Origin of the sequence: Mycobacterium asiaticum DSM 44297, assembly GCF_000613245.1 — a bacterium.
GTDB lineage: Bacteria > Actinomycetota > Actinomycetes > Mycobacteriales > Mycobacteriaceae > Mycobacterium > Mycobacterium asiaticum.
Genome location: NZ_HG964936.1, coordinates 1,320,417 through 1,341,661, shown reverse-complemented (window position 1 = coordinate 1,341,661; position 21,245 = coordinate 1,320,417). Strand labels below are relative to the sequence as shown.

At 66.0% G+C, this 21,245-nt stretch carries 18 protein-coding genes and 4 pseudogenes; 11 read left to right on the top strand and 11 right to left on the bottom strand.

What is annotated here, in order from left to right; all coding sequences use genetic code 11:
• Positions 1-897, bottom strand: a pseudogene (locus BN972_RS31335) (PE family protein); the annotation flags it as partial.
• On the opposite strand from BN972_RS31335, the gene BN972_RS31330 reads away from it, so the two are divergent.
• Positions 865-1,659, top strand: coding sequence for a hypothetical protein (locus BN972_RS31330; protein ID WP_158497691.1), 795 nt, complete (start codon positions 865-867; stop codon positions 1,657-1,659). The pseudogene BN972_RS31335 and the gene BN972_RS31330 sit on opposite strands and share 33 nt — an antisense overlap.
• On the opposite strand, the pseudogene BN972_RS31325 reads toward BN972_RS31330, so the two are convergent.
• Positions 1,618-2,501: pseudogene (locus BN972_RS31325) on the bottom strand (PE family protein); the annotation flags it as partial. The gene BN972_RS31330 and the pseudogene BN972_RS31325 sit on opposite strands and share 42 nt — an antisense overlap.
• 266 nt (positions 2,502-2,767) lie before the next feature.
• Here BN972_RS31325 and ppk2 point away from each other — a divergent pair.
• Both ppk2 and lipL read left to right on the top strand, forming a co-directional pair.
• Positions 2,768-3,646 (top strand): polyphosphate kinase 2, encoded by an 879-nt coding sequence (ppk2, locus tag BN972_RS06485; protein ID WP_036354202.1) that lies wholly within the window; start codon positions 2,768-2,770, stop codon positions 3,644-3,646.
• Positions 3,647-3,717: 71 nt separating this feature from the next.
• Positions 3,718-4,977, top strand: coding sequence for an esterase/beta-lactamase LipL (gene lipL / locus BN972_RS06480; protein WP_036354200.1), 1,260 nt, complete (start codon positions 3,718-3,720; stop codon positions 4,975-4,977).
• Here the strand turns inward: lipL and BN972_RS06475 are convergent.
• The gene (locus BN972_RS06475) at positions 4,950-5,639 is read right to left on the bottom strand and encodes an MspA family porin (RefSeq protein WP_036356759.1); all 690 of its coding nucleotides are present in this window, start codon (positions 5,637-5,639) and stop codon (positions 4,950-4,952) included. The two genes, lipL and BN972_RS06475, sit on opposite strands and share 28 nt — an antisense overlap.
• A 187-nt stretch (positions 5,640-5,826) precedes the next feature.
• Here BN972_RS06475 and BN972_RS06470 point away from each other — a divergent pair, with 187 nt between their 5' ends.
• Both BN972_RS06470 and BN972_RS06465 read left to right on the top strand, forming a co-directional pair.
• Positions 5,827-6,099 carry a hypothetical protein gene (locus BN972_RS06470; protein WP_036354197.1) on the top strand — a complete coding sequence of 91 codons (273 nt, stop codon included), beginning with the start codon at positions 5,827-5,829 and terminating at the stop codon, positions 6,097-6,099.
• A gap of 104 nt (positions 6,100-6,203) precedes the next feature.
• Positions 6,204-7,040: an oxidoreductase gene (locus BN972_RS06465; protein WP_036354195.1), complete on the top strand. Its 837-nt coding sequence runs from the start codon at positions 6,204-6,206 to the stop codon at positions 7,038-7,040.
• A gap of 4 nt (positions 7,041-7,044) precedes the next feature.
• On the opposite strand, the gene BN972_RS06460 is transcribed toward BN972_RS06465, so the two are convergent.
• Complete coding sequence (locus BN972_RS06460; RefSeq protein WP_036354191.1) at positions 7,045-7,473, bottom strand: DoxX family protein; 429 nt, start codon at positions 7,471-7,473, stop codon at positions 7,045-7,047.
• A gap of 101 nt (positions 7,474-7,574) precedes the next feature.
• On the opposite strand from BN972_RS06460, the gene BN972_RS06455 reads away from it, so the two are divergent.
• Positions 7,575-8,210 carry an HD domain-containing protein gene (locus BN972_RS06455; RefSeq protein WP_036354189.1) on the top strand — a complete coding sequence of 212 codons (636 nt, stop codon included), beginning with the start codon at positions 7,575-7,577 and terminating at the stop codon, positions 8,208-8,210.
• Positions 8,211-8,263: 53 nt separating this feature from the next.
• Positions 8,264-8,587: a DMT family transporter gene (locus tag BN972_RS06450; protein ID WP_036354187.1), complete on the top strand. Its 324-nt coding sequence runs from the start codon at positions 8,264-8,266 to the stop codon at positions 8,585-8,587.
• Here BN972_RS06450 and BN972_RS06445 read toward each other — a convergent pair.
• The 3 genes and pseudogenes from BN972_RS06445 to BN972_RS06435 form a co-directional block, all read right to left on the bottom strand.
• Positions 8,559-9,515: an alpha/beta hydrolase gene (locus BN972_RS06445; RefSeq protein WP_235192385.1), complete on the bottom strand. Its 957-nt coding sequence runs from the start codon at positions 9,513-9,515 to the stop codon at positions 8,559-8,561. The genes BN972_RS06450 and BN972_RS06445 overlap by 29 nt on opposite strands.
• Before the next feature lie 10 nt (positions 9,516-9,525).
• Positions 9,526-10,002, bottom strand: a complete 477-nt coding sequence (locus tag BN972_RS28115) for a CD225/dispanin family protein (RefSeq protein ID WP_065156166.1) — start codon at positions 10,000-10,002, stop codon at positions 9,526-9,528.
• A 109-nt stretch (positions 10,003-10,111) separates the two neighbouring features.
• Positions 10,112-11,583: pseudogene (locus BN972_RS06435) on the bottom strand (MFS transporter).
• 159 nt (positions 11,584-11,742) lie between these two features.
• Here BN972_RS06435 and helR point away from each other — a divergent pair.
• Together helR and BN972_RS06425 are read left to right on the top strand one after the other, a co-directional pair.
• A pseudogene (helR, locus tag BN972_RS06430) lies at positions 11,743-13,943 on the top strand (RNA polymerase recycling motor ATPase HelR).
• Between the two features lie 99 nt (positions 13,944-14,042).
• A complete protein-coding gene (locus tag BN972_RS06425; protein WP_036354184.1) occupies positions 14,043-16,547 on the top strand; it encodes a glycogen/starch/alpha-glucan phosphorylase in 2,505 nt (834 codons plus the stop codon).
• A 22-nt stretch (positions 16,548-16,569) separates the two neighbouring features.
• On the opposite strand, the gene BN972_RS06420 is transcribed toward BN972_RS06425, so the two are convergent.
• Positions 16,570-16,776, bottom strand: a complete 207-nt coding sequence (locus BN972_RS06420; protein ID WP_036354181.1) for a hypothetical protein — start codon at positions 16,774-16,776, stop codon at positions 16,570-16,572.
• A gap of 224 nt (positions 16,777-17,000) precedes the next feature.
• Here BN972_RS06420 and BN972_RS06415 point away from each other — a divergent pair, with 224 nt between their 5' ends.
• Positions 17,001-17,747, top strand: coding sequence for an alpha/beta fold hydrolase (locus BN972_RS06415; RefSeq protein WP_036354178.1), 747 nt, complete (start codon positions 17,001-17,003; stop codon positions 17,745-17,747).
• On the opposite strand, the gene BN972_RS06410 is transcribed toward BN972_RS06415, so the two are convergent.
• Both BN972_RS06410 and BN972_RS06405 read right to left on the bottom strand, forming a co-directional pair.
• The gene (locus BN972_RS06410; RefSeq protein ID WP_036354175.1) at positions 17,744-17,953 is read right to left on the bottom strand and encodes a hypothetical protein; all 210 of its coding nucleotides are present in this window, start codon (positions 17,951-17,953) and stop codon (positions 17,744-17,746) included. The two genes, BN972_RS06415 and BN972_RS06410, sit on opposite strands and share 4 nt — an antisense overlap.
• A 46-nt stretch (positions 17,954-17,999) precedes the next feature.
• Positions 18,000-19,214: a cytochrome P450 gene (locus tag BN972_RS06405; protein ID WP_036354173.1), complete on the bottom strand. Its 1,215-nt coding sequence runs from the start codon at positions 19,212-19,214 to the stop codon at positions 18,000-18,002.
• A 193-nt stretch (positions 19,215-19,407) separates the two neighbouring features.
• Here BN972_RS06405 and BN972_RS06400 point away from each other — a divergent pair, with 193 nt between their 5' ends.
• A complete protein-coding gene (locus BN972_RS06400; protein WP_036354170.1) occupies positions 19,408-19,959 on the top strand; it encodes a TetR/AcrR family transcriptional regulator in 552 nt (183 codons plus the stop codon).
• Between the two features lie 6 nt (positions 19,960-19,965).
• Here the strand turns inward: BN972_RS06400 and BN972_RS06395 are convergent, their stop codons facing one another.
• Positions 19,966-21,096, bottom strand: coding sequence for an aromatic ring-hydroxylating oxygenase subunit alpha (locus BN972_RS06395; RefSeq protein ID WP_051545089.1), 1,131 nt, complete (start codon positions 21,094-21,096; stop codon positions 19,966-19,968).
• Positions 21,097-21,245: the final 149 nt, after the last annotated feature.

Below are 21,245 nucleotides of genomic sequence, written 5' to 3'. Positions count from 1 at the left end.
CCGTGCCGCCGTTCCCGCCGTGGCGCCGTTGCCGCCGACGCCGGATACGTCGGCATATGTGCCGCCGTTGCCGCCGTTAGCGCCGGCCCCGCCGGCGCCGCCGGTGCCGGCCTTGCCGCCGGCACCCAGAACGGCGCCGCCATCGCCACCGTCACCGCCGCTGCCACCGGAACCGCCATGCTGTTCCGCGGGATACCAAGGATTGAGGCCAGACGCGCCGCCACCACCCGCGCCGCCGGCCCCGCCGTCGCCACCGTCGCCGTAGGCGCCGCCGAGGCCACCCGTGCCGGGCGCCCCACCGGTGCCACCGTTACCGCCGTCACCGCCGTCACCGCCGTTGCGTCCGAAGTCGGTCCATGACCAGTCAGACCCGGCGCCGCCCTTACCACCCGCACCGCCCTTGCCACCATCGCCCGCGGCCACCAGGTCGCCGCCGGCCTTTCCGCCGGTACCGCCCATGCCACCCTGGCCGCCGTCACCAGCCCCGTCGCTGAGGAAGCCGTCGACACCGGCACCGCCCTTGCCGCCCTCACCGCCGTTGCCGCCGGCGCCATCGGCTCCCCTGGCGCCGGTCAGTCCGCCACCCACACCGCCGGTGCCGCCGTCACCGCCGGTGCCACCGTTGCCGCCGTTGCCGCCCGTTACGGGACCCCCCTCATCGGGGTAGCCGTGGTAACCCTCGGCTCCGCGACCACCGACACCACCGGCACCGGCATCGCCGCCCCGGCCGTCCAGTCCGCCGGTGCCACCGTTACCGGCCGCCCCACCCATTCCGCCGGTGCCGCCCTTGCCGCCGTCTCCGCCGTCCAGAGAGACCCCGCCTCCGGTCACGGGCTGGTCGAAGCCGGCACCACCGGTACCGCCGTGGCCGCCTCGGCCGCCGTTTCCGGCCGCCACACCGGCACCGCCGGCATCGCCACCGGTGCCACCGGCACCGCCCTGACCACCCTGACCACCGTCAGCGGTCGCGGTGCCGGCCACTCCGATCGCCCCGTTGCCGCCGTCACCGGCATGACCGCCGGCACCATCGGCGCCCTTGACGCCACTCGTACCACCGCCATCGCCGCCGGTACCCCCACCACCGCCATCGCCGCCATCACCGCCGGCGCCACCGGCCGCCGCATTGTTCGCACCGCCACCACCGGCGCCACCCGCACCCGCGGCCCCACCATTACCGTCCAGGCCGCCGGTACCGCCGCTGCCCGCCGCCCCGCCAGCACCACCGTTGCCGCCGCCGCCGCCATTACCCCCGTCGACCCCGGTGGTCAGACCCGTCGCGTCAAACCCATCGCCACCCTGGCCGCCCTGACCGCCCCGGCCGCCGTTGCCGTTGGTGCTTCCGGTGCCACCCGCGCCGCCGCCACCGCCGGTGCCGCCCTGGCCACCGGATGCACCCGCCACCGTGGACGCGTTGAAGCCCGCGCCGCCCTGCCCGCCGTCACCGCCGTCGCCACCAATACCTGCAGCGCCGGACGCGCCCGCCACCCCGAATGTTCCACCGGACCCACCGGCACCCCCGGCTCCCGCGTCGCCGCCCCGGCCGCCATCACCGCCGACACCGCCAGTGGTCAACGAGTTTGGCCCGGTACTACCGTCGGCTCCGAGACCGCCGCCCCCGCCGGCACCACCCACGCCGCCGGCGCCGCCGCCACCAAATAGGCCGATGCTGCCGCCGCCGGCCCCGCCGGCCCCGCCAGCTCCGCCGTTGCCGCCAGCCATGCCAACGCCAAGCGAAGCGCCGGCAACACCTGTCCCACCGTCGCCCCCCGCCCCACCAGCGCCACCGGTGTACAACGCTGGCGCTCTGCTCAGCCCCCCGGCCCCACCGCCCCACCGGCGCCAGCGGCCAGGGTGGCAGTGCCGGTACCGCCGAGTCCGCCAACACCACCGGCCCCGCCGAAACCGCCCAAGATCCCGCCGGCACCACCCTGTCCACCGGCCCCGCCCGCGGCACCGGGCGCGCCTGCCCCGCCGGCCCCACCCAAGCCGCCATTACCGAAGAACCCAGCGTCGCCACCGGCGCCACCGGCTTGCCCAACACCGCCGGACCCACCGTTGCCGCCGTTGCCCCACAGGATCCCGCCGGCACCTCCGGCCGCGCCGGTTTCCGGCGCGCCGTTGGCGCCGTCACCGATCAGCGGGCGCCCCAAGAACGCAGTGGTAGGGCCGTTGATGGCCCCTAGGAACGATTGCTGCACCTGCTGTAACAGCGGAGCGTTGGCCGCCTCAATCGCGGCATAGCTGGCGGCGGCCTGGTTCAACGCACGGACCACATCGGCTTGAAACAGCGCCGCCTGCGTGCTCAGCGCCTGATATTCCTGGCCATAGTTAGCCAGAAATGCGGCGATCGCCGCCGACACCTCGTCCTGTGCCGCTGCAAGCAGCGACGTCGTCGGTTCCGCCGCGGCTGCGTTTGCGGCCCGCAGCGCCGACCCCAAGCCGGTCAGATCCTGGGCGGCTGCCGCCACCGCGTCCGGCGAAACGATCACGAAGGACGACATGGCGGCTCCCAGCGGTCGGGACAATAAGCGCATAGGGGGACAGCCGATATACCAACCATCCGGCGCTCATCAGACTGATCCGAATAAATACTTCCAGCAGGTTCGATCCTGGGTATGTTAGACGCCCCTGGTCAAGATCGGCGTAAATCCCGGCAAATCGTTTGGTTAGTCTGATTTCGACTCGCGGCCCTCTGGCAAAGCCCAACCCCCCAACTTTCGAATCCCTTGCATCGCCACACTTTCGGCTCAGCGCATAGCTTGGAGTCATGGCCGACATCGATCTGGATGCCCTTTCGACACCGGAGCATGGTTACACCGTCGACGACGAGGACGACGACGAACCGGTCCTGCTGGACCGGGACGGCAAACCCGTCGAGACCTGGCGCGAACGCTATCCCTACGACCACCGGATGCCCCGCGAAGAATACGAGTGGCTCAAACGGCGGTTACAGATCGAATTGCTGAAGTTGCAGAACCACAGCAGGCGCAGCGGCACCCGGCACCTGATCCTGTTCGAGGGACGCGACGCCGCCGGCAAGGGCGGCACCATCCAGAGATTCATGGAGCACTTGAATCCACGGACGGCGCGGGTTGTGGCGCTGGAGAAACCGTCCGAGCGCGAACAGACGCAGTGGTATTTCCAGCGCTACATCACCCATCTGCCCGCCGCGGGCGAGATGGTGCTGTTCGACCGCTCCTGGTACAACCGCGCCGGCGTGGAGAAAGTGATGGGATTCTGCACTCTTGAGCAGCACGCTGAGTTCCTCGAACAGGCACCGGCATTGGAAAAGCTGCTGGTCAACGACGGAATCAGGCTTACGAAGCTGTGGTTTTCGGTGTCCCCCCACGAGCAGCGCACCCGTTTTGCCATTCGCCTTGTCGACCCCGTCAAGCAATGGAAATTCTCGCCGATGGATATGGAATCGGTGAACCGATGGGACGCCTATACGGCCGCAAAAGAAGAAATGTTCGCCGCGACCGACACCGACTTCGCGCCGTGGATCGTGGTGAAAAGCAATGACAAGAAACGCGCCCGCATCAACGCGATGCGGCACCTACTGGACAAATTCGACTACGAGGACAAGGACCACGAGTTGGTGGGCGTGCCGGATCCGCTGATCGTGGGCCGCGCGCTCGAAGACTGAGCGTCAAGAACAGCATTTTCACTCAGTGGTAATATTGTTCTCATGTTTCACATGTACCGGGCCGATGCACCATGACGCTCCTGGAGGCCGGTAACGGACTGCCGGCGCACGTGCAAGGCGCCGCGGACCCGCGGTTCGGTTGCGCCGTAAGCACTTTCGCGAAGATCTTCGCCGGCGGCCCGCGCTTCGGCGGCGGCGCCCTGTCTGTCTACGTGGACGGCGAACCCGTCGTCGACGTCTGGACGGGGTGGTCGGATCGACACGGTGAGGTGCCCTGGACCGCCGACACCGGCGCCATGGTGTTCTCCGCGAGCAAGGGAGTCGCTGCCACCGTCCTGCACCGCCTGGTCGACCGCGGCCAGCTTTCCTACGACGCGCCGGTCGCGCAGTACTGGCCCGAGTTCGGCGCCAACGGCAAGGCCGATATCACGGTGCGCGACATGCTGGCGCACAAATCCGGCCTGTCACACCTGCAAGGGGTCAGCAAGGAAGAGCTGCTCGACCACCGGCTTATGGAACAGCGCATGGCGGCAGCGCCGGTCGACCGGCATGCCGGCAGAGCCGCCTATCACGCGTTCACCTACGGCTGGCTCACCTCCGGATTGGCCCGCGCGATCACCGGCAAAGGCATGCGCGAGCTGTTCCGCACCGAGATAGCCGAGACGCTGGATACCGACGGGCTGCACCTCGGTCGTCCGCCCGCGGCTGCACCTACCAAAGCCGCGCAGATCATGTTCCCCCAGACCACGCGCGCCAACCCGTTGTTCGACCTACTGGCGCCCCGGCTCGCGGAGCTGCCGATCGCCGGTGGCCTGGGCGCGATGTATGTCCCCGGGATCACCTCCCTGATCCAGGGCGACACGCCGTTCCTGGACAGCGAGATTCCGTCGGTCAACGCGGTGGTGACGGCGCGCGGGCTGGCCAAGATGTACGGCGCGTTGGCCAACGACGGCCGGGCAGGCCAAACCCAGTTGCTGTCAACCGAATTGGCGGCGGGGTTGCTCGGCAAGACCAGCTTGCGCCCCGACCTGAACCTGATCGTCCCGATGTCGTTCAACCTCGGCTATCACGGCTCACCGGTGCCCGGCCTGCTCCGCGGTTACGGACATGCCGGCCTGGGCGGCACCATCGGTTGGGCCGATCCGGTCACCAAAAGCTCCTTCGCGTTCGTGCACAACCGGCTGGTCACCCCAATCCTGTTGGACCAGATCCTTTTCGTGCCGTTGATCCTGCCCATCCGCCGCGCCACGACGGGCGCCCACCAAGAAGGCTTCACCGCGGTGCCGGATCTCGGAGCGCCGTATCAGACGGCTTTGGTCGCACCCACGTAGGACAGCACCACGTCAGACTCATCGGTGATGCGGGTCAGCGTCGAGTAGGAGCGAACGAACGATTGTCCGACGCATCCGTCGATCTTCATGTGGAACTCGCTGATCATGATCCACGGATTGGGGCCCTTGAACTCTTTCCTGACCACCGGGACCACCACCACGAATCCCGGCTTCATCCCGACGCTCACCACTCCGTTGTACGGCGTGCTGATCAGCGGCAGCAGTTGGAACGGCTCGCCGGGTCCGAACGGCACCACCGCGCCGAGCGAGGGAGAAACACCCCCGCCGTTGGCCATGGTGACGCCGTTGGCTGTGCTCATGTCGATGCCGCAGCCGATTTCGTACCCCACTTCGAGGATGCCGTGCGGGGTTTCCGGCCCAGTCAGGGAAGCGACGAATATCCCGCTGGACAGGTATTCGCGAGACGAGGCGGCGGTGGTCAACGGCGCCACCGGAACGTGCTTCTCATCCCTTGCCCCGAGCGCCAATGTCCAGCCATCGGGCGTCGTCACCCGGGCCGGCACGCCGGGTGGTACCGCGCCGTCGGCCGCCGACGCGGCGCCGACCGGCTGCGAGAGGGGATCGGCCGCCGCCGAGGGAGACGTCACCGGTAGCGCGAGACAGACAGCGAGAACCGCAGCACGACGAACGACCGCGGACATGCGCACCACGGCCTACACGCTAGGTACAGACCGAGCCACTGCGGGCTTTGCTGGCTGACATGATCGGAGTTGTTGCGCGTTTGTAGCCGGTTTGCGACGAAGAATCGGCAGGCTCGGATCGCATCATCATTCTGCGAGTAAGCTCAGACACGGCCAGTCATTCGCGCCAGAGCAGAGAGGGCGACCAATGAGCCTTCAGAAATTTGCTGCGGGAATTGCTGCCGGCCTGATTGGACTTGCGGCCGCGGTGGGCAGTGCCGCCGCCGCAAACGCGGACCCCGATGACGCGGTGCCGCCGATAATCGATGACTACATCATCATCATCAACCCGCAGCTGGCTCAGGATCCCCGTTCCACCGACACCCCTAACAACTTCGGCGTACCCGGCGCCAAGGACTGGACCGGCAGCGGAATGTTTTGTCAGAATCGAAATGCCAACTGCAAGAAGATGGGCTTCTAGCTCGCTTCTAGCTCGCTTCTAGCCCAGCGAAAGTGGCTGCCGGACAAGGCAATCAGCGGTTCGGTGTAGTCTCGTGATGACTGCGACCGGAAGGATGTTCTGCTTTGTCCACCTGGCTCATCACCGGTTGTTCGACGGGGCTTGGTCGTGCCCTGGCGCAGGCCGTTATCGACAAGGGACACAACGCAGTCGTCACGGCCCGCGATATCAGCAGCGTGAAAGATCTAGCCGACGCGGTTCCCGAGCGGGTGCTCGCGGCGACACTGGACGTGACCGAGCCGGAACAGGTCGACACGGCGGTGCGCGAGGCGCAGGAGCGGTTCGGCGATATCGATGTGCTGGTCAACAATGCCGGCTACGGCTATCGCGCCGCTGTCGAAGAGGGTGAGGACGAGAAGGTTCGCGCCCTGTTCGAAACGCACTTCTTCGGCACGGTCGCAATGATCAAGGCCGTCCTGCCTGCCATGCGTGCCCGCGGTTCCGGAGCCATTGTCAACATCTCCTCGATCGGCGTGCAATTGACGCCGGTGGGGTCGGGCTATTACTCGGCGGCCAAGGCTGCGGTCGAAGGTATGAGCGGGGCCCTGCATGGCGAGCTTGCGCCGCTCGGTATTTCGGTCACAGTCGTCGAGCCCGGCGCTTTCCGCACTGATTTCGCCGGGCGCTCGCTGACGCAGTCCGAAACGGTCATCGATGACTACGCCGAGACCGCGGGACGCCGTCGCAAAGAGAACGACACCATGCATGGTCACCAGACAGGTGATCCCGCCAAGGCGGCAGCAGCGATCATCGCCGCGGTCGAAGCGAACGAACCCCCCGCATTCCTGCTGCTCGGCCAGGATGCGCTGTTCTCCTACCGGCATATCGCCGAGCGGCGCGCCAAGGAGATCGCCACTTGGGAGGACCTCAGCGCGGGCACGTGTTTGGACGACTGTACGTAACGCCTTAGCGGCGTTGAACTTTAGTGACGAGCAGAGCGTCCAGCGAGTATCTTCCCGCCCCAAGGAACACCAGCAAGAAGAAGCCGAAGCAGTAGAGGATGGCCAAGGTCCCACCGTTGCCGCCCGGCGGTTCGCCGATGGGCCATAGAGCGTGCGGTTGGTGCATCCAGAAATAGGCGACCGCCATCGTGCCGGACGCGAAGAACGCGGCGATCCGGGTGAACAGGCCTGCCGCGACCAACAACCCGGTGGTGAATTCGATGACCCCGGCATACCAACCGGGCCATTGCAGGACCGGGATGTCTTGGCCGGTCGAGACAGGCCAATCGAACAGAATCATGGAGCCGTGGCCGGCAAACAGGAGCCCGTAGACCAATCGAAACAGGCTCAGCACCGCCGGCGAATAGCCGGCGAGGCGTTCATCGAGGTTCATACGACCCACATTACGATCGGACGCAGGACGACCTAAATGGTGGGATAGATGTCTCCTACGCCACTCACGCCAGCCGCCAACCAGCCAATAGCGTCCACGCTATGCAAACAATTCCTGGCCTGGTCGATTCCGCGGTAGCTCGGGCCGCGCTTGCGCTGGCCCAATCCACCGAGTCCCCATCGGTTTTCAATCACAGCGTGCGCAGCTACCTGTTCGGTGAGTTGCTCGCCGCCCACGATGGTTTAACACCGCAAACCGATTACGACAGCGAAACCCTCTTCTTGGGCTGCGTCCTGCACGATCTTGGCGCCGGAACGGCCGCGGCCGGCAAGGAGCGTTTCGAAGTGGAGGGCGCCGATCTGGCGGCAAACCTACTGACGGAACACGGTTGCCACCGTTCGGTGGTGGACGCGGTATGGGAGGCCATCGCGCTGCACAGTTCGATGGGGATCGCCAACCGCCGGGGTCCAATCTGTTATCTGGTCAGCGGCGGGGTGGGTATCGACTTCGGCCGCAACGCCGACTTCATCGACGACCAGGCCGCCGCGGCCATTCACTCCCGGTACCCGCGGCTGGCCATGGCCACATCGTTGGTGGACGCGATCGCAGCGCACGCCCAACGCAGTCCGGACGCCGGGATGCCTTACACCATGGGCGGTGAGGTCCTGCGCGAACGGCGCAGTGGGGCGGTCACCATGCTCGAGCACATGGCCGCGGCCGGCCGTTGGGGTAGCTGACCGACCCGCAGGGACCCTCGTGTACATCTACAGATGCACACGAGGAGACCACATTGGCATACCTGTTCCTGCTCGTCGCCATCTTCGCCGAGGTGGTGGCCACCAGCCTGCTCAAGAGCACCGACGGCTTCAGTCGACTATGGCCGACAACAGCTTGCCTGCTCGGGTATGCCGTCGCGTTCGCCCTACTCGCGCTGTCGATTTCGCGCGGCATGCAGACCGATGTCGCTTACGCGCTGTGGTCGGCGATAGGTACGGCCGCGATCGTGCTGATCGCAGTGACGTTCCTGGGTTCGCCCATCTCGACCGCAAAGGTGATCGGCGTCGGACTGATCATTGCCGGCGTCGTCACACTGAATCTCGGTGGCGCCCATTGACTTGGCCGGCTGGCTCGTCCACCACCGTCGCCGCCCAGGCAAGCAGCCTCCGCCACAGCCAGTGCCGGCTCGATGCCATGTTGTGGCAGTGCGCACTGCCCGACAGGATCACGGTCGTCAAGTCAGGGCTGTTGCGATAGATGGCGGCCTCGGCGCGTGGATCCGGCGAGACGTCGGTGGCGCCGTAACCGATCAGGACCGGCACGTCGATCGCGGCGGCATGCTCGGCGACGATGCCCGGGATCATCGCAAGGCCGAACACGCGCGGCACCACCGACTTGGTTGTGACCGAATCCGCTTGGATGACGGCGGACGGCACATCGGGCAGATGAAACCAGCTCTGCAGACCGTCGCGGGGCCCTTCGAAGTACGGCGCCGGCAGCGCCGCGAGGATGTCGCCGGCAAGCGTTGCCCGCCCCTGCGGCGTGGCGGCCCGGGCGATGAAGTCCGGGCTCAGATTCAGCGGTGCCACATGCTTATTGGTGCACCCGAGTACCGCTAGCCCGGCATAGCTGGAATACAGGGCTTGCTGGGTGATCGCCAGGTATCCCCCCAGGGAATGCGCGACGGCGACCACAGGCCGGTCGTCACACGTCACGTCCGGTACCGCCGAGATAGCCGCGGCGAGCGCGGCCGCGATGTGAGTGAAGTCGAAATCGCTTGTCGGCTTTGAACTCTCGCCCGTGCCCAACGGGTCAATCGTCACGACCGAATACCCGTTGCCGACCGCGAATTCGGCGAAGCTGTAGCCACAATGACCCGGGACGCGCAAATCCCAGTAGCGCCTGCTGTAGGTACCGCCGGGCAGGCAGCACAGGACGGCACCCCCGGGTTCAGCAGTGCGCGCCGGATAGTAGGTCGCGGCCAGCGATGCCGGCTCCCCCAGCGCAGCACTGACATCGAAGTTGATGCTGGATCCGGAGGTCAACGCACGACCGCTAGGAGACGCGGGCGCCCAGGCGACCCAGATATGCGAGCCACAAAAGGCCGCCGAGTACCGAAGCGACAATCGCCCAGGTCTTGGCGTTGTTTGACGAGCTGGTCGCTTCGGCATAGCGCCCCTGTGCCCACAATCCGTCGACCTTGGCGGCGTAGACGGTCGCCACAATGCCCGGGATGGTGCACAGGAAGATCGTGATGATCGACCACACCAGGTAGTTACTCGGCTTACCCGCCTGCCCGTATTGTCCCTGCGGCGGATAGGCACCATAGGGTTGCGGCGACGGCGGCGGGTATCCCGCGCCGGGCGGAGGGTATCCGCTCGGCGGTGGGTATCCCCCGCCCGGCGGCGGGTAGCCGTAAGGCTGTTGCGGCTGCGGCGGAGGGTATCCGCCGCCTTGATAGGGCGGGTACTCCCCCGGCGAAGGCTCATAGCCTCCATACGGCGAATAGTTGTCGGGCGGCGGTCCTGTCATGGCGACTCCGAACTGGAGTTAGCTGGAAAACGCGATCCATAACAGTGGCGCGGTACGTCGGCCCTGTCAATCCCCGGTTGGCACTTCACTATCGAGCTCTGCCGCCGCGTCAACTTACTGGCCGAATAGCCCTGGTGCAGGGGTCTTGACACGCGTGGTTGATCCCGGGCAACACTTGCGGTGTGACATCCGCGCCCGCGCGGATGGTCGCAAACGCTGTGATGCCGCCCAAGACACATATTGCCGCCGTGATCAGTAGCGCCACCGAGTAACCCGTCCCGAGTGGCTGCCCTGGGCCTGCGGTAATCCCGGCGGCCACCGGCAGCACTGCGATCGCCAACAGTCCGGCGACCCGCGCGATCGCATTGTTGACCCCTGAAGCGGTGCCGGCATAGTTATCCGGGACGGCGGACAGGACGGCGGCGGTCAGGGGCGCGACGGTGATCGCCAGCCCCACCCCGAACACCACCACCGCCGGCAATACCGCACCCAAATAAGTTGATCCAGGGACGATTCGGGCCATTAAGGCCAAGCCCACCGCCACGACCAGCGGACCGATGGTCATCGGAAACCTGGGACCCGTGCGTTGCGCAACAGCGCCGGCTCGCGGGGAACCGATCATCGTGATGAGCGTGATCGGTAGCGTCGCAACTCCCGCCGCAAATGCGGAATAGTGCAAACTCTGCTGCAACTGGAGAACCAGCAAGAACAGAGCGCCACCGACGGCGGTGTAAACGGCCAGCGTGGTCAGATTCGCGCCAGTGAACTGCGCGGAGCGAAAAAGCTTGAGCGGCAACATGGGTGCCGCTACCCGCTTTTCGATCAGTGGAAATGCCACCAAACCCGCCGCACCAACGATCGCGGCGCTCGCAATGCCGGCGGTCCAGCCGCGAGCCGGGACCTCGATCAGCGCATACGTCACCCCGGCCAGGCCGACGGTGATCGTCATCGTGCCCGCCACGTCCGGATGGCCGGTGGCGGCCGGGTCACGCGACTCGCGGAGATGACGCGCCGCGATCCAGACAACCGCCGCCGCGAGCGGGACATTCAACAAGAACACCAGACGCCATGACACGGAGTCGACCAACCACCCGCCGATGAAAGGACCGAGGGCAGTCGTCGCACCAGACGTGCCGGCCCAAATTCCTACCGCACGACCGCGGTCCGCCTCGACGATGCCGGCATCGATCAACGCGAGACTGCCCGGCACAAGTGCGGCGGCACCAACCCCTGCACCAGGCGGGCGCCGATCAAATAGCCGATGCCCGGAGCCAGACCGCAGGCGAGCGATGCGACGGTGAATATCACCAGCCCTGCCAAGAAGATTCGGCGGCGGCCATACCTGTCCCCCGCCGCGCCACCGGAAAGGAGCAACGCACTCATCGTCAACAGGTAGCCATCGAGGATCCACTGCTGGTCGGTCAGGCCGGCATCGAAGTCCCGCCCGATCGCGGGTAGCGCGACGTTGACAACTGTGCCGTCCAAGAACGCGATGCCCGAGCCCAGTACCGCGGCGGCAATCAGCCAGCGCGCACCGGCCGACGCCAACGGCAACTGAGCCACCCCAGAATTGTGCGTCACGTGGGAACGGTGATCACATCAGGCAGAGCAGAAAGTGAAGCGGAGTCGACTCGTCGCGCCTGCTGAATCCCAGTCCAGCATATCGCGGCACCGGGGGCTTGCGGCAAGGCCAGGGTCGTACCGCACAATGGCTGGCCGGACCCCAGGGGGAATTGCGAATTGCAGGAATCCACTACCGGCTACGAGCACGAGCTACAGGCCGAGCAACGTTACGTCGACGAGCTCTACCAACGACTTGAGAACGAACGCGCGCAGGCGAAGGCTCGCTACCGCGACGCGTTACGAGGCGACGGAACCAGCCCGATGGACCGCGACGTCGAGGTGCGGGCACTGGCCAGGCGGATGACGCGGCTTGATGTCGCCGACGACGGGCTGTGTTTTGGGCGGTTGGACAGTGCCTCGGGAAAGCGCTCCTACATCGGCCGCATCGGCCTGCTTGATGAGAACAACGAGTACGAACCCTTGCTGCTGGACTGGCGGGCGCCGGCGGCCCGGGCGTTCTACACGGCGACCGCGGCACACCCGGAGAACATGCGGCGGCGCCGGCAGTTCCACACTCGCGGCCACCGCATCGTCGACTTCACCGACGAGGTCCTCGGGCACGCGGAAGCCGGTGACCAGCTTTCAGGTTCCAGCGACGCCGCCCTGTTGGCCGCGGTCAACGCACCCCGCGGCGAAGGCATGCGCGACATCGTGGCGACAATCCAGGCCGAACAGGACGAGATCATCCGGCTCGACCACTCGGGGGTGCTGGTGATCGAAGGGGCCCCGGCACCGGCAAGACTGTCGTGGCGCTGCATCGCGTCGCGTATCTGCTCTACACCCAGCGGGAGCGGATGGAACGGCACGGCGTGCTCGTCATCGGGCCCAATCCGGCGTTCTTGAATCACATCAGCCGAGTGCTGCCGTCGCTGGGGGAATCCACCGTGGTGTTCATGACCACCGGCGACCTGGTGCCCGGTCTGCGCGTCACGGCGGAGGACGAGCCCGACGTCGTCCGTTGCAAAGGTTCGCTGCAGATCCTGGACGTGCTCGCCGCGGCCATCGCCGACCGGCAACGGCTACCCGACGAGCCGTTGCGCATCAAACTGTCCGACGTCGAGCTGCGGATCGACGCCGAGACGGCACAGTGGGCCCGGGAAGAAGCGCGCGCCACCAAGCTGCCCCACAACGCCGCCCGGGTGGCATTCACCGACATCGTCACGTGGGTGTTGACCGAGCGCGCCATTGCCAAGATCGGGCGTGGCTGGCTGACCCGGTCCGACCGGGACGCTTGGGAGAAGCTTCGCGACGAGCTCATCGAGGAGCTCGCGGAGAACGACGCATTCACCGCTGCGCTCGACGAGTTGTGGCCGATCCTGACTCCGGAAGAGTTGTTGTCCGGGCTGCTCGCCTCTCCCGAACGGTTGCAAGCCGCGGGCGCCGACCCGGCGTTGTTCCGCGAGGTCGGCGACGCCTGGACCGTGTCGGACGTGCCATTGCTCGACGAGCTCATCGACCTGCTCGGCATCGACAAGGTATCCAGCGAGCAAGCTCGACTGGAGGCCGAGATGGAGCAGCGCGAGGAGGCGGCGTATGCGGCCGGAGTGCTCGATCTGATGGTCAGCCGTGAGGACCTGATGGACGACGAGGATCAGCTGCTGGCCCAGGACCTGCTGTACGGCGAGGACCTCGCCGAACGGTTCGTCGAACGGGACACCCGGGAGTTGTCCGAACGCGCTGCCGCAGAACGGGATTGGACCTACCGGCACATCGTGGTCGACGAGGCGCAGGAACTCTCCGAAATGGACTGGCGGGTGTTGATGCGCCGCTGTCCGGCACGCTCTTTTACGGTGGTCGGCGATCTCGCCCAACGCCGGTCCGCCGCCGGCGCGACGTCCTGGGAGACCGTGCTGAAGCCCTACGTGCCGGGCCGGTGGGTCTATCGGTCGCTGTCGGTGAACTACCGGACCCCTGCGGAGATCATGGCGGTCGCCGCCGCGTTGCTCGCCGAGTATGCGCCCGGTGTCGAGCCACCGGAATCGGTGCGCGCGTGTGGCGTCAAGCCCTGGTCCCGCCGGGTCAGCGACGACGAATTACCCTCCGCTGTGCACGATTTCGTCCGCGACGAAGCCCGCCGTGAGGGCACCAGCGTCGTGATCGGGCCGCCGGACGTACCCGGCGCGGTGGCCCCGTCGGAGACCAAGGGCCTGGAGTTCGACGCCGTCCTGGTGGTGGATCCGCAGCGCATCCTGTCCGATAGCCCGCGCGGTGCCGCCGAACTCTACGTCGGCCTCACCCGCGCCACCCAACGCCTCGGCGTCCTGCATCGCGACCCGCTGCCGTCGGCCCTGAGCGGACTAGAGGCCCGGCATTCATAGCTGGCGTTCACTTGTTCGGACGGCATTTCCAGTTCGGGTGTGCAAACATCGCAACGGGACTTCGGTGTGTTACTGGCGACATTCAGGGAGGGACTCACGATGACTGATGTCGATCGGACAGGTCCAACGACTGCCACCGGGCACCTCGTCGAACCCGCGCGCACCGGCATGCAGGCGCCCGCGCTGCAACGGGCGATTGCCGACCATCTGCGCTATTCCATCGGCCGCCCGGCCGCCGCGCTGCGGCCCGAGCACTACTACAGGGCGCTCGCGCTGGCCGTGCGCGACCGCATGCAAGACCGCCGGGTGGCGTCGACTCAGGTGTCCCTCGACCTCGGCCGCAAGGTGACCTGCTATCTGTCTGCCGAATTCCTGATGGGGCCGCAGCTCGGCAACAACCTGCTGAACCTACGCATGGAGCGCGCGGCGCGGGACGCGCTGGCGGCGATGGGCCAGAGCTATGACGAAGTGCTGGCATGTGAGGAGGAACCGGGCCTGGGGAACGGCGGTCTGGGCCGGCTCGCCGCGTGCTACCTGGACTCGCTGGCCACCCTGGAGCGCCCGGCGATCGGCTACGGCATCCGCTACGAGTTCGGCATCTTCGACCAGGAGATCCACGACGGCTGGCAGGTCGAGCAGACCGACAACTGGCTGGACAACGGAAACCCTTGGGAAATCGCCAAACCCGACGTCAACTACCTGGTCAAGTGGGGTGGCCACGTCGAGCACTACACCGATGACGAGGGTCGTGACCGGGCCCGTTGGGTGCCGGGTCTGATGCTCAAGGGCGTCGCGTACGACACGCCCATCCAGGGATACGGCGTAAACACCTGCAACGTGCTCACGCTGTGGAGCGCGCGGGCGGTGAAGTCGTTCGCACTGGAGGCATTCAACACCGGCGACTACTACAAGGCCGTCGAGGACGAGGTGACGTCGGAGACGGTCACCAAGGTGCTCTATCCCAATGACGAGCCGGAGGCCGGCAAACGACTGCGACTGTTGCAGCAGCATTTCTTCGTGTCCTGTTCGCTGCAGCACGTGCTGCACATCATGGATGACCTGGCCGATGTCTCGGTACGTGAGCTGCCGCAGCGATTCGCCCTGCAGCTCAACGACACTCACCCCTCGATCGGGGTCGCCGAGCTGATGCGGCTCCTGGTCGATGAACGCCACCTCGCCTGGGAAGAGGCCTGGGACATCACGGTGGCGACCTTCGCCTACACAAACCACACGCTACTGCCCGAGGCGCTGGAGACCTGGCCGCTGGAGATGTTCGGGCAATCGCTGCCCCGTCATCTGGAGATCATCTACGAGATCAACCGCCGCTTCCTCGACGAAGTCCGCATTCGGTTCCTGGGTGACGCCGAACGAGTCGGCCGGATGTCGCTGATCGGCGAAGAGGGCGGCAAGAACGTTCGCATGGCCCATCTGGCCACTGTCGGCAGCCACGCCATCAACGGGGTCGCCGCGCTGCACACTGAACTGCTCAAAGACAGTGTGCTCAAAGACTTTTACGAGATGTGGCCGGAGCGGTTCAGCAACAAGACCAACGGCGTGACGCCGCGCCGCTTCCTGGCGCTGGCCAACCCCGGACTGCGGGAGTTGCTCGACCGCACCATCGGTGAAGGCTGGCTGACCGATCTCGGCCGGTTACGCGGGCTGGAGCAGTACGTCAACGACTCGTCCTTCCGCGCGCAGTGGCGCGACATCAAACGCAGCAACAAAGCCCGGCTGGCCGCGTTCATCCGCTCGGCGACCGGTGTGGAGCTGAACCCGAACTGGATCTTCGACATCCAGGTCAAACGTATTCACGAATACAAGCGTCAGCACCTCAATGTCCTGCACATCATCGCGCTGTACTACCGGCTCAAGCAGAACCCCGGCATGTCGATTCCGCCGCGGGCCTTCATCTTCGGCGGCAAGGCCGCGCCCGGCTACTTCATCGCCAAGCGGATCATCAAGCTGATCAACGCCGTCGCCGAGACCATCAACGCCGACCCCGAGGTCAACCGGTGCCTGAAGGTTGCCTTCATCCCGAACTTCAACGTGCAGAACGCGCATCTGATCTATCCCGCCGCGAACGTTTCCGAGCAGATCTCCACGGCGGGCAAGGAAGCCTCGGGCACCGGCAACATGAAGTTCATGATCAATGGCGCCCTGACCGTCGGCACGCTCGACGGAGCGAACGTCGAAATCCGCGAGGAGGCCGGGCCGGAGAATTTCTTCCTGTTCGGGCTGACGGTGCAGGAAGTGGAGGCGCTCAAAGCCAGCGGGTACCGTCCCCAGGACTACATCGACAGCAACGACGAACTACGCGCGGTGTTGGATCTGATACTCGGTGGGACGTTCTCACACGGGGACCCCGAAGTGTTCCGGCCGCTGGTGGACAACCTTCGCTACCACGACCCGTTCCTGGTGCTCGCCGACTTCGCCTCCTACGTGGAGTGCCAGGAGCGGGTGAGCGCGGCGTGGCAGGACGGCGAAGCCTGGACGAAGATGTCGATCCTGAACTCCGCACGCAGCGGCAAGTTCTCGTCGGATCGGGCTATCGCCGAGTACTGCGAGGACATCTGGCAGGTCTGGCCGCTGACAGTGAAGATCTGAGGGCCGACACAGTGTCCGGGGTCTAGCCGTCCTCACGCGCGACGAACACCGTGACGTAACCGATCGGGATGCCGGTCTGGGCCGCGATGCACTTACGCGCCGCCAACTCCACCGCGGCCCGACGGCTGGCCCGGGCGACCCCGCCCACCTCGGGGATCCGGATCAGCCATCCTTCGGCATCGCGGGTGACTTCGATATCGAAGCACTGGCCGACCGAGAGGCAATGCACGTGACGAGGGAACCGCTGGGCGCGACCGCTGCGTAACGAATGTGAGCGACGCAGTGTGGGCTGGAGAGACATGGTTGCTTTCCTGAGTCGATGACAGACCGCGGGCAAGAATAATGCGACTCGTGAGCAAAACCTAATTGCCGCAGCGGCCCGGCCAGAACCCCAGGTCTATGCTTGCTTCGCCACCCGCCCCATCGCTACAAGCAGGGCCGAAGGAGGTCACGGTGCCCGTCGTTCTGGTGCACGGCAACCCCGAAACCGAGGCGATCTGGGGTCCCTTGGTCGAAACGCTCGGCCGCAAGGATGTGGTGCGGTTGTCGCCGCCCGGTTTCGGCGCGCCACTGCCGGAGGGCTTCCCGGCGACGTTTCTGGCCTACCGCGACTGGCTCGAGGACGAGCTGGAACAGCTATCCGGGCCGATCGACCTGGTCGGCCACGACTGGGGCGGGGGTCACGTCGTCAACGTGGTGATGCATCGACCCGAGTTGGTCCGCAGCTGGGCCAGTGACGTAGTCGGCATCTTCGACGCCGACTATGTCTGGCACGACATGGCTCAGATCTGGCAGACACCGGATGCCGGTGAAGAACTGATCGACACCATGATGGCCGGGACAGTCGGGGACCGCGCCGCCCAGCTCACCGCGCTAGGCATCACGCCGGAGGTCGCGACTTCGCTCGCTGAAGCGCAAGGCCCGGAGATGGGTCGGGCCATCCTGTTGCTCTATCGCTCGGCTCGGCAACCGGCGATGGCGCAGGCCGGTCAGGCGTTGGGGAAGGCCGCGACGCGACCGGGCCTTTCGATCCTGGCTACCGAGGACGGCTACGTCGGATCAGCGGAGATCCGCCGTCGCGCCGCCTTGCGCGCCGGGGCACGCACGGAGGTGCTCGACGGGCTCGGGCATTGGTGGATGGTGCAGGACCCGGCTCGCGGCGCCGAGGTGCTCACGCGGTTCTGGGCGACGCTCGACTAGCCGGTTTCCTGCTCCTCGTTGCGAGCGGCTTCGGCTTTCGAACGACCTTTACCCGCGGTCCGACGGTGATCGCTGGCAGCGTCGTCATGCAGATCCTTGTTGCGACCGGGCTTGGCCCCGGCAGCCCACTCGTGGCCCTCGGCGACCTGTTCGTTCAACTCGGCCGCGCGGTCGCCAGCCTCTTGATCGCGTCCTTCGTCCGACATGCCCCACGGAATAACCGCGCGGCGTTTTCCCAAAACAAGACGCTGGTTATCGAACGGCCAGTTCCAGACGGTCCAAGCGGCGGACCAAGATACTGGGCAGCCATTCTCCGACGTCGGCCGCCTCGATCCAATTGGTGCGTTCCAGCAACATGCGGAACACGATCTGCGCCTCTAGCCGCGCCAAGGCGGCACCGACGCAGAAGTGCACTCCCCGACCGAAGGTGACGTGCCCCTTGGCGCCGGAGCGGTCGAGCCGGAATTCATCGGGTGCGTCGAACTGTGCGGGATCACGATTGGCCGCTCCCCACATCAGCAGCAGATGAGAATTCGCCTCAACCGGCACGCCGCCCAGAGTCGTGTCGCGCCACACGTGGCGATAGTGCCCCCGAAATGGAGGCTCGTAGCGCAATGCCTCTTCGATGAAGGCGTTCAGCAGTTCCGGATGCTGCCGCAGCTGCTCTTGGATCTTCGGGCGGTCGGCGAGAATCCATGCGGCGCTGCCCAATAGCGACGCCGTTGATTCGCCGGCGGCGCTGAACAGAGTCAGCATGATGCCCATGGCGACGGTCTGGTCGACTTCACCCGACGCATAGCGGGCGGCCATATCGGGAATCAGTCCGAATTCACTTGCTGAGTCGGCTTTTTCGAAGTGTTCTAACACGTAGGTGGACAGCTCGAACGCGGCCAGCCCGGCCGCCTCGAGCTGAGCCTGTGTCACAACCCCATCGAGCAGTGTGGTGGTGGCGAAGCCCAGTTGGATCAACTTGTCGGCATCGGCCTGGGGCAGGCCCAGCAGCTTGGCGACCACCATCATCGGCAGGCGGTTGGCCAGCGCGCTCATCCATTCGATGCGCCCCCCGTGCAAATTCTCGGTCCATAACCGCTCCGCGAGCTCTCCGGCGAATTCTTCGATGATGCGGACGCGTTTGGCGGACAAGTGTGGCAGCAGGATTTTGCGGTGCGCCGCGTGGACCGGGTCGTCGGCGGTCGCCAACGCATGACTCGGGCTACCGGCCTCCATCATGTCGAAAGGGGCGACGGTCCCGTCCTCGCGGTAGACGATGGTCGCGGTGAGGTTGGAGGAGAAGTCGTCAACCCGGGTCACGGCGTCGATCAGCGCATCCCAGCCGCAAACCGCGAAGAACGCCGAATCACCGATGCGGTGCACGGGCGCCTCGGCGCGCATGCGCTCATAGAGCGGGTACGGATCCTGCAGCGCCTCGGCGCCGAAGAAGTTCACCGGGTCGTCCAGTACCGCCACATAGCCAGGCTGGACGCGGATTCCCGACGCGTCAACACTGCAGGGGGAAGTTGATAATGGCGCTGCGCACGCTGCCGTGGCTGCGAAATCGCTTGCACCGCTTGACCTGCGCTCTCGTGTGAGAAATCTCTGCCGAAATGTCTCACTCTGCGAAACCCTTGCAAGCCGGACCAGCCGGATAGAACATCATCACATGCCACAGACTGACTGGCTCGTGGGTAGAGACCGCCACAGCGAGGCGGCTGATCGGATCTACGCAGCGGCAGCGGAACTGATCTTTGATGTCGGATATGAGGCGTTCTCCGTCGAGGCACTGGCGAACCGAATCCACTGCTCGGTAGCCACCATCTATCGCCACGCCGGCGGCAAGGCAGCGATCCGTGACGCGGTGGTGAAGATCCACGCCACCCAAATCGTCGAGTCCGTGCGCGAGGCCATCAGGGATCTTCGCGGTCCGGACCGAGTGGTGGCCGCGACCATCGCCGCCCTCGAGCGGGTGCAGTCGCACCCGCTGACTCAGCTCTTCCGCTCGATGGACATGGACTCCGGGAGCGAATGGTTGACCAATTCGCCTGCCGTCACCGGATTTGCCGCGGAGATGCTGGGGGCAGATGATGCCGACCCGCTGGCCGCACAATGGCTGATCCGCGTCTTTCTCGCACTGTGGGTATGGCCGCTGAAAGACCCGAAAGCCGAACTGGCGATGCTGCAGCGATTCTTTGCCGCCTCGTTCCGGGGGACCTGACGGGGATCAGCGTCCGGCTTCGACGAGCGCCCGCTGCCACTCCGATGCGAGGTGATGCAGCATCGGTTCGTTACGACCGAAGACCACTTCGGCGACCCCGCCTGCCAGCCCCCGCTGACACGCCTCCGCCATCGGAAAGTCCTGATTGCACAACACGTTGCACACCGCCTCCATGGACATCCGATACCACTCGCGCTGTTGATCCGTTGTGATCGGATCCGGTGACCCGTAGGTGATATAGACGACGCACTCCCCCGGACTACTGCCTGGGTACACCCGAAGCATCTGGTAGGAGGCAGGCGCCTCAATTAGCACACATGACGGAAACAGCCCGTAGACGACGGTGCCGAAAAATTGGTCTGGCCAGTCAGATTCGGGCACATCACGCAAGTTGACGAGGTCGCGGAACGGAAAGGCCCACCGATTGTGGCGGCCGTAGACGTCATACACCGAGTTGTTCGACGCGATCGGGTCGAGGGTATCGGCGTGCACGTACGGGAAGTGGTATCCCTCGAAGTTGACATCGACGGCCAGCTTCCAGTTGGTCGCGATTTCGAAACGTCTCGTCTCGGCGTGGTGGCGAGTCCCGAAGTCGTACTGGGACAACGGCTCAACGGCCTCGCCCAGGGCTTCGTCGACGTTGGTTTCCGGCGCCAGGCCGACGGTGATGAGGCCGGCACGCTCGCTCACGGGCAATAGGGTCAATCCCCTGCCGTCCAGCGCACCGGAAAACATCTTGCGGGCGGGCGCGCCCGTCAGGCGTCCGTCCGTGCCGTAGGTCCAGCCGTGGTACGGGCAGGTGAACATCCTCGCGGTCCCGCAACCGGCGGCCACCTGCGCGCCGCGATGCGCACAACCGTTGACAAACGCGCGGAGTTCACCGTCCCTACCGCGCACCACCAGAACGGGTATGCCCAGCACCTCTTTGGTGGTGTACTGCCCGGGCGCCGCGACTTCTCCCGCCCAACCGATGAAGTGCGGGACGTGCCGCAGCATCGCGACTTCAGCATCGAAGCGGTCGCGGTCGACAAAGGCCGCGCGCGGCTCGTGCCATACGTCCTCGACCGTGTCGAGGGTGTCGTTCTCGAAGTGCTTGAGCACCCGTCGGGTGAGTTCGAGCGACTCCTGCCGTGGCATGGTTACTCCTTGCTTTGGCGGTGCACCCGTACCGTCACACCAGGATTGCCGCTGGCCACCTCGACCCCGCGCACGGCGCCGATGCGCCCGGTGAGTCCCATCAGTGCCCGCGGCACCCGCGGACCTCTCTGCAGTCCATAGCCTTTGGG

Excerpts from the sequence above, each read along its gene's own strand:
- ppk2 (WP_036354202.1), top strand. The coding sequence starts at position 2,768 with ATGGCCGACATCGATCTGGATGCCCTTTCGACACCGGAGCATGGTTAC.
- lipL (WP_036354200.1), top strand. The coding sequence starts at position 3,718 with ATGACGCTCCTGGAGGCCGGTAACGGACTGCCGGCGCACGTGCAAGGC.
- BN972_RS06475 (WP_036356759.1), bottom strand. The coding sequence starts at position 5,639 with ATGTCCGCGGTCGTTCGTCGTGCTGCGGTTCTCGCTGTCTGTCTCGCG.
- BN972_RS06470 (WP_036354197.1), top strand. The coding sequence starts at position 5,827 with ATGAGCCTTCAGAAATTTGCTGCGGGAATTGCTGCCGGCCTGATTGGA.
- BN972_RS06460 (WP_036354191.1), bottom strand. The coding sequence starts at position 7,473 with ATGAACCTCGATGAACGCCTCGCCGGCTATTCGCCGGCGGTGCTGAGC.
- BN972_RS06455 (WP_036354189.1), top strand. The coding sequence starts at position 7,575 with ATGCAAACAATTCCTGGCCTGGTCGATTCCGCGGTAGCTCGGGCCGCG.
- BN972_RS28115 (WP_065156166.1), bottom strand. The coding sequence starts at position 10,002 with ATGACAGGACCGCCGCCCGACAACTATTCGCCGTATGGAGGCTATGAG.
- BN972_RS06425 (WP_036354184.1), top strand. The coding sequence starts at position 14,043 with ATGACTGATGTCGATCGGACAGGTCCAACGACTGCCACCGGGCACCTC.
- BN972_RS06410 (WP_036354175.1), bottom strand. The coding sequence starts at position 17,953 with ATGTCGGACGAAGGACGCGATCAAGAGGCTGGCGACCGCGCGGCCGAG.
- BN972_RS06400 (WP_036354170.1), top strand. The coding sequence starts at position 19,408 with ATGCCACAGACTGACTGGCTCGTGGGTAGAGACCGCCACAGCGAGGCG.
- BN972_RS06395 (WP_051545089.1), bottom strand. The coding sequence starts at position 21,096 with ATGCCACGGCAGGAGTCGCTCGAACTCACCCGACGGGTGCTCAAGCAC.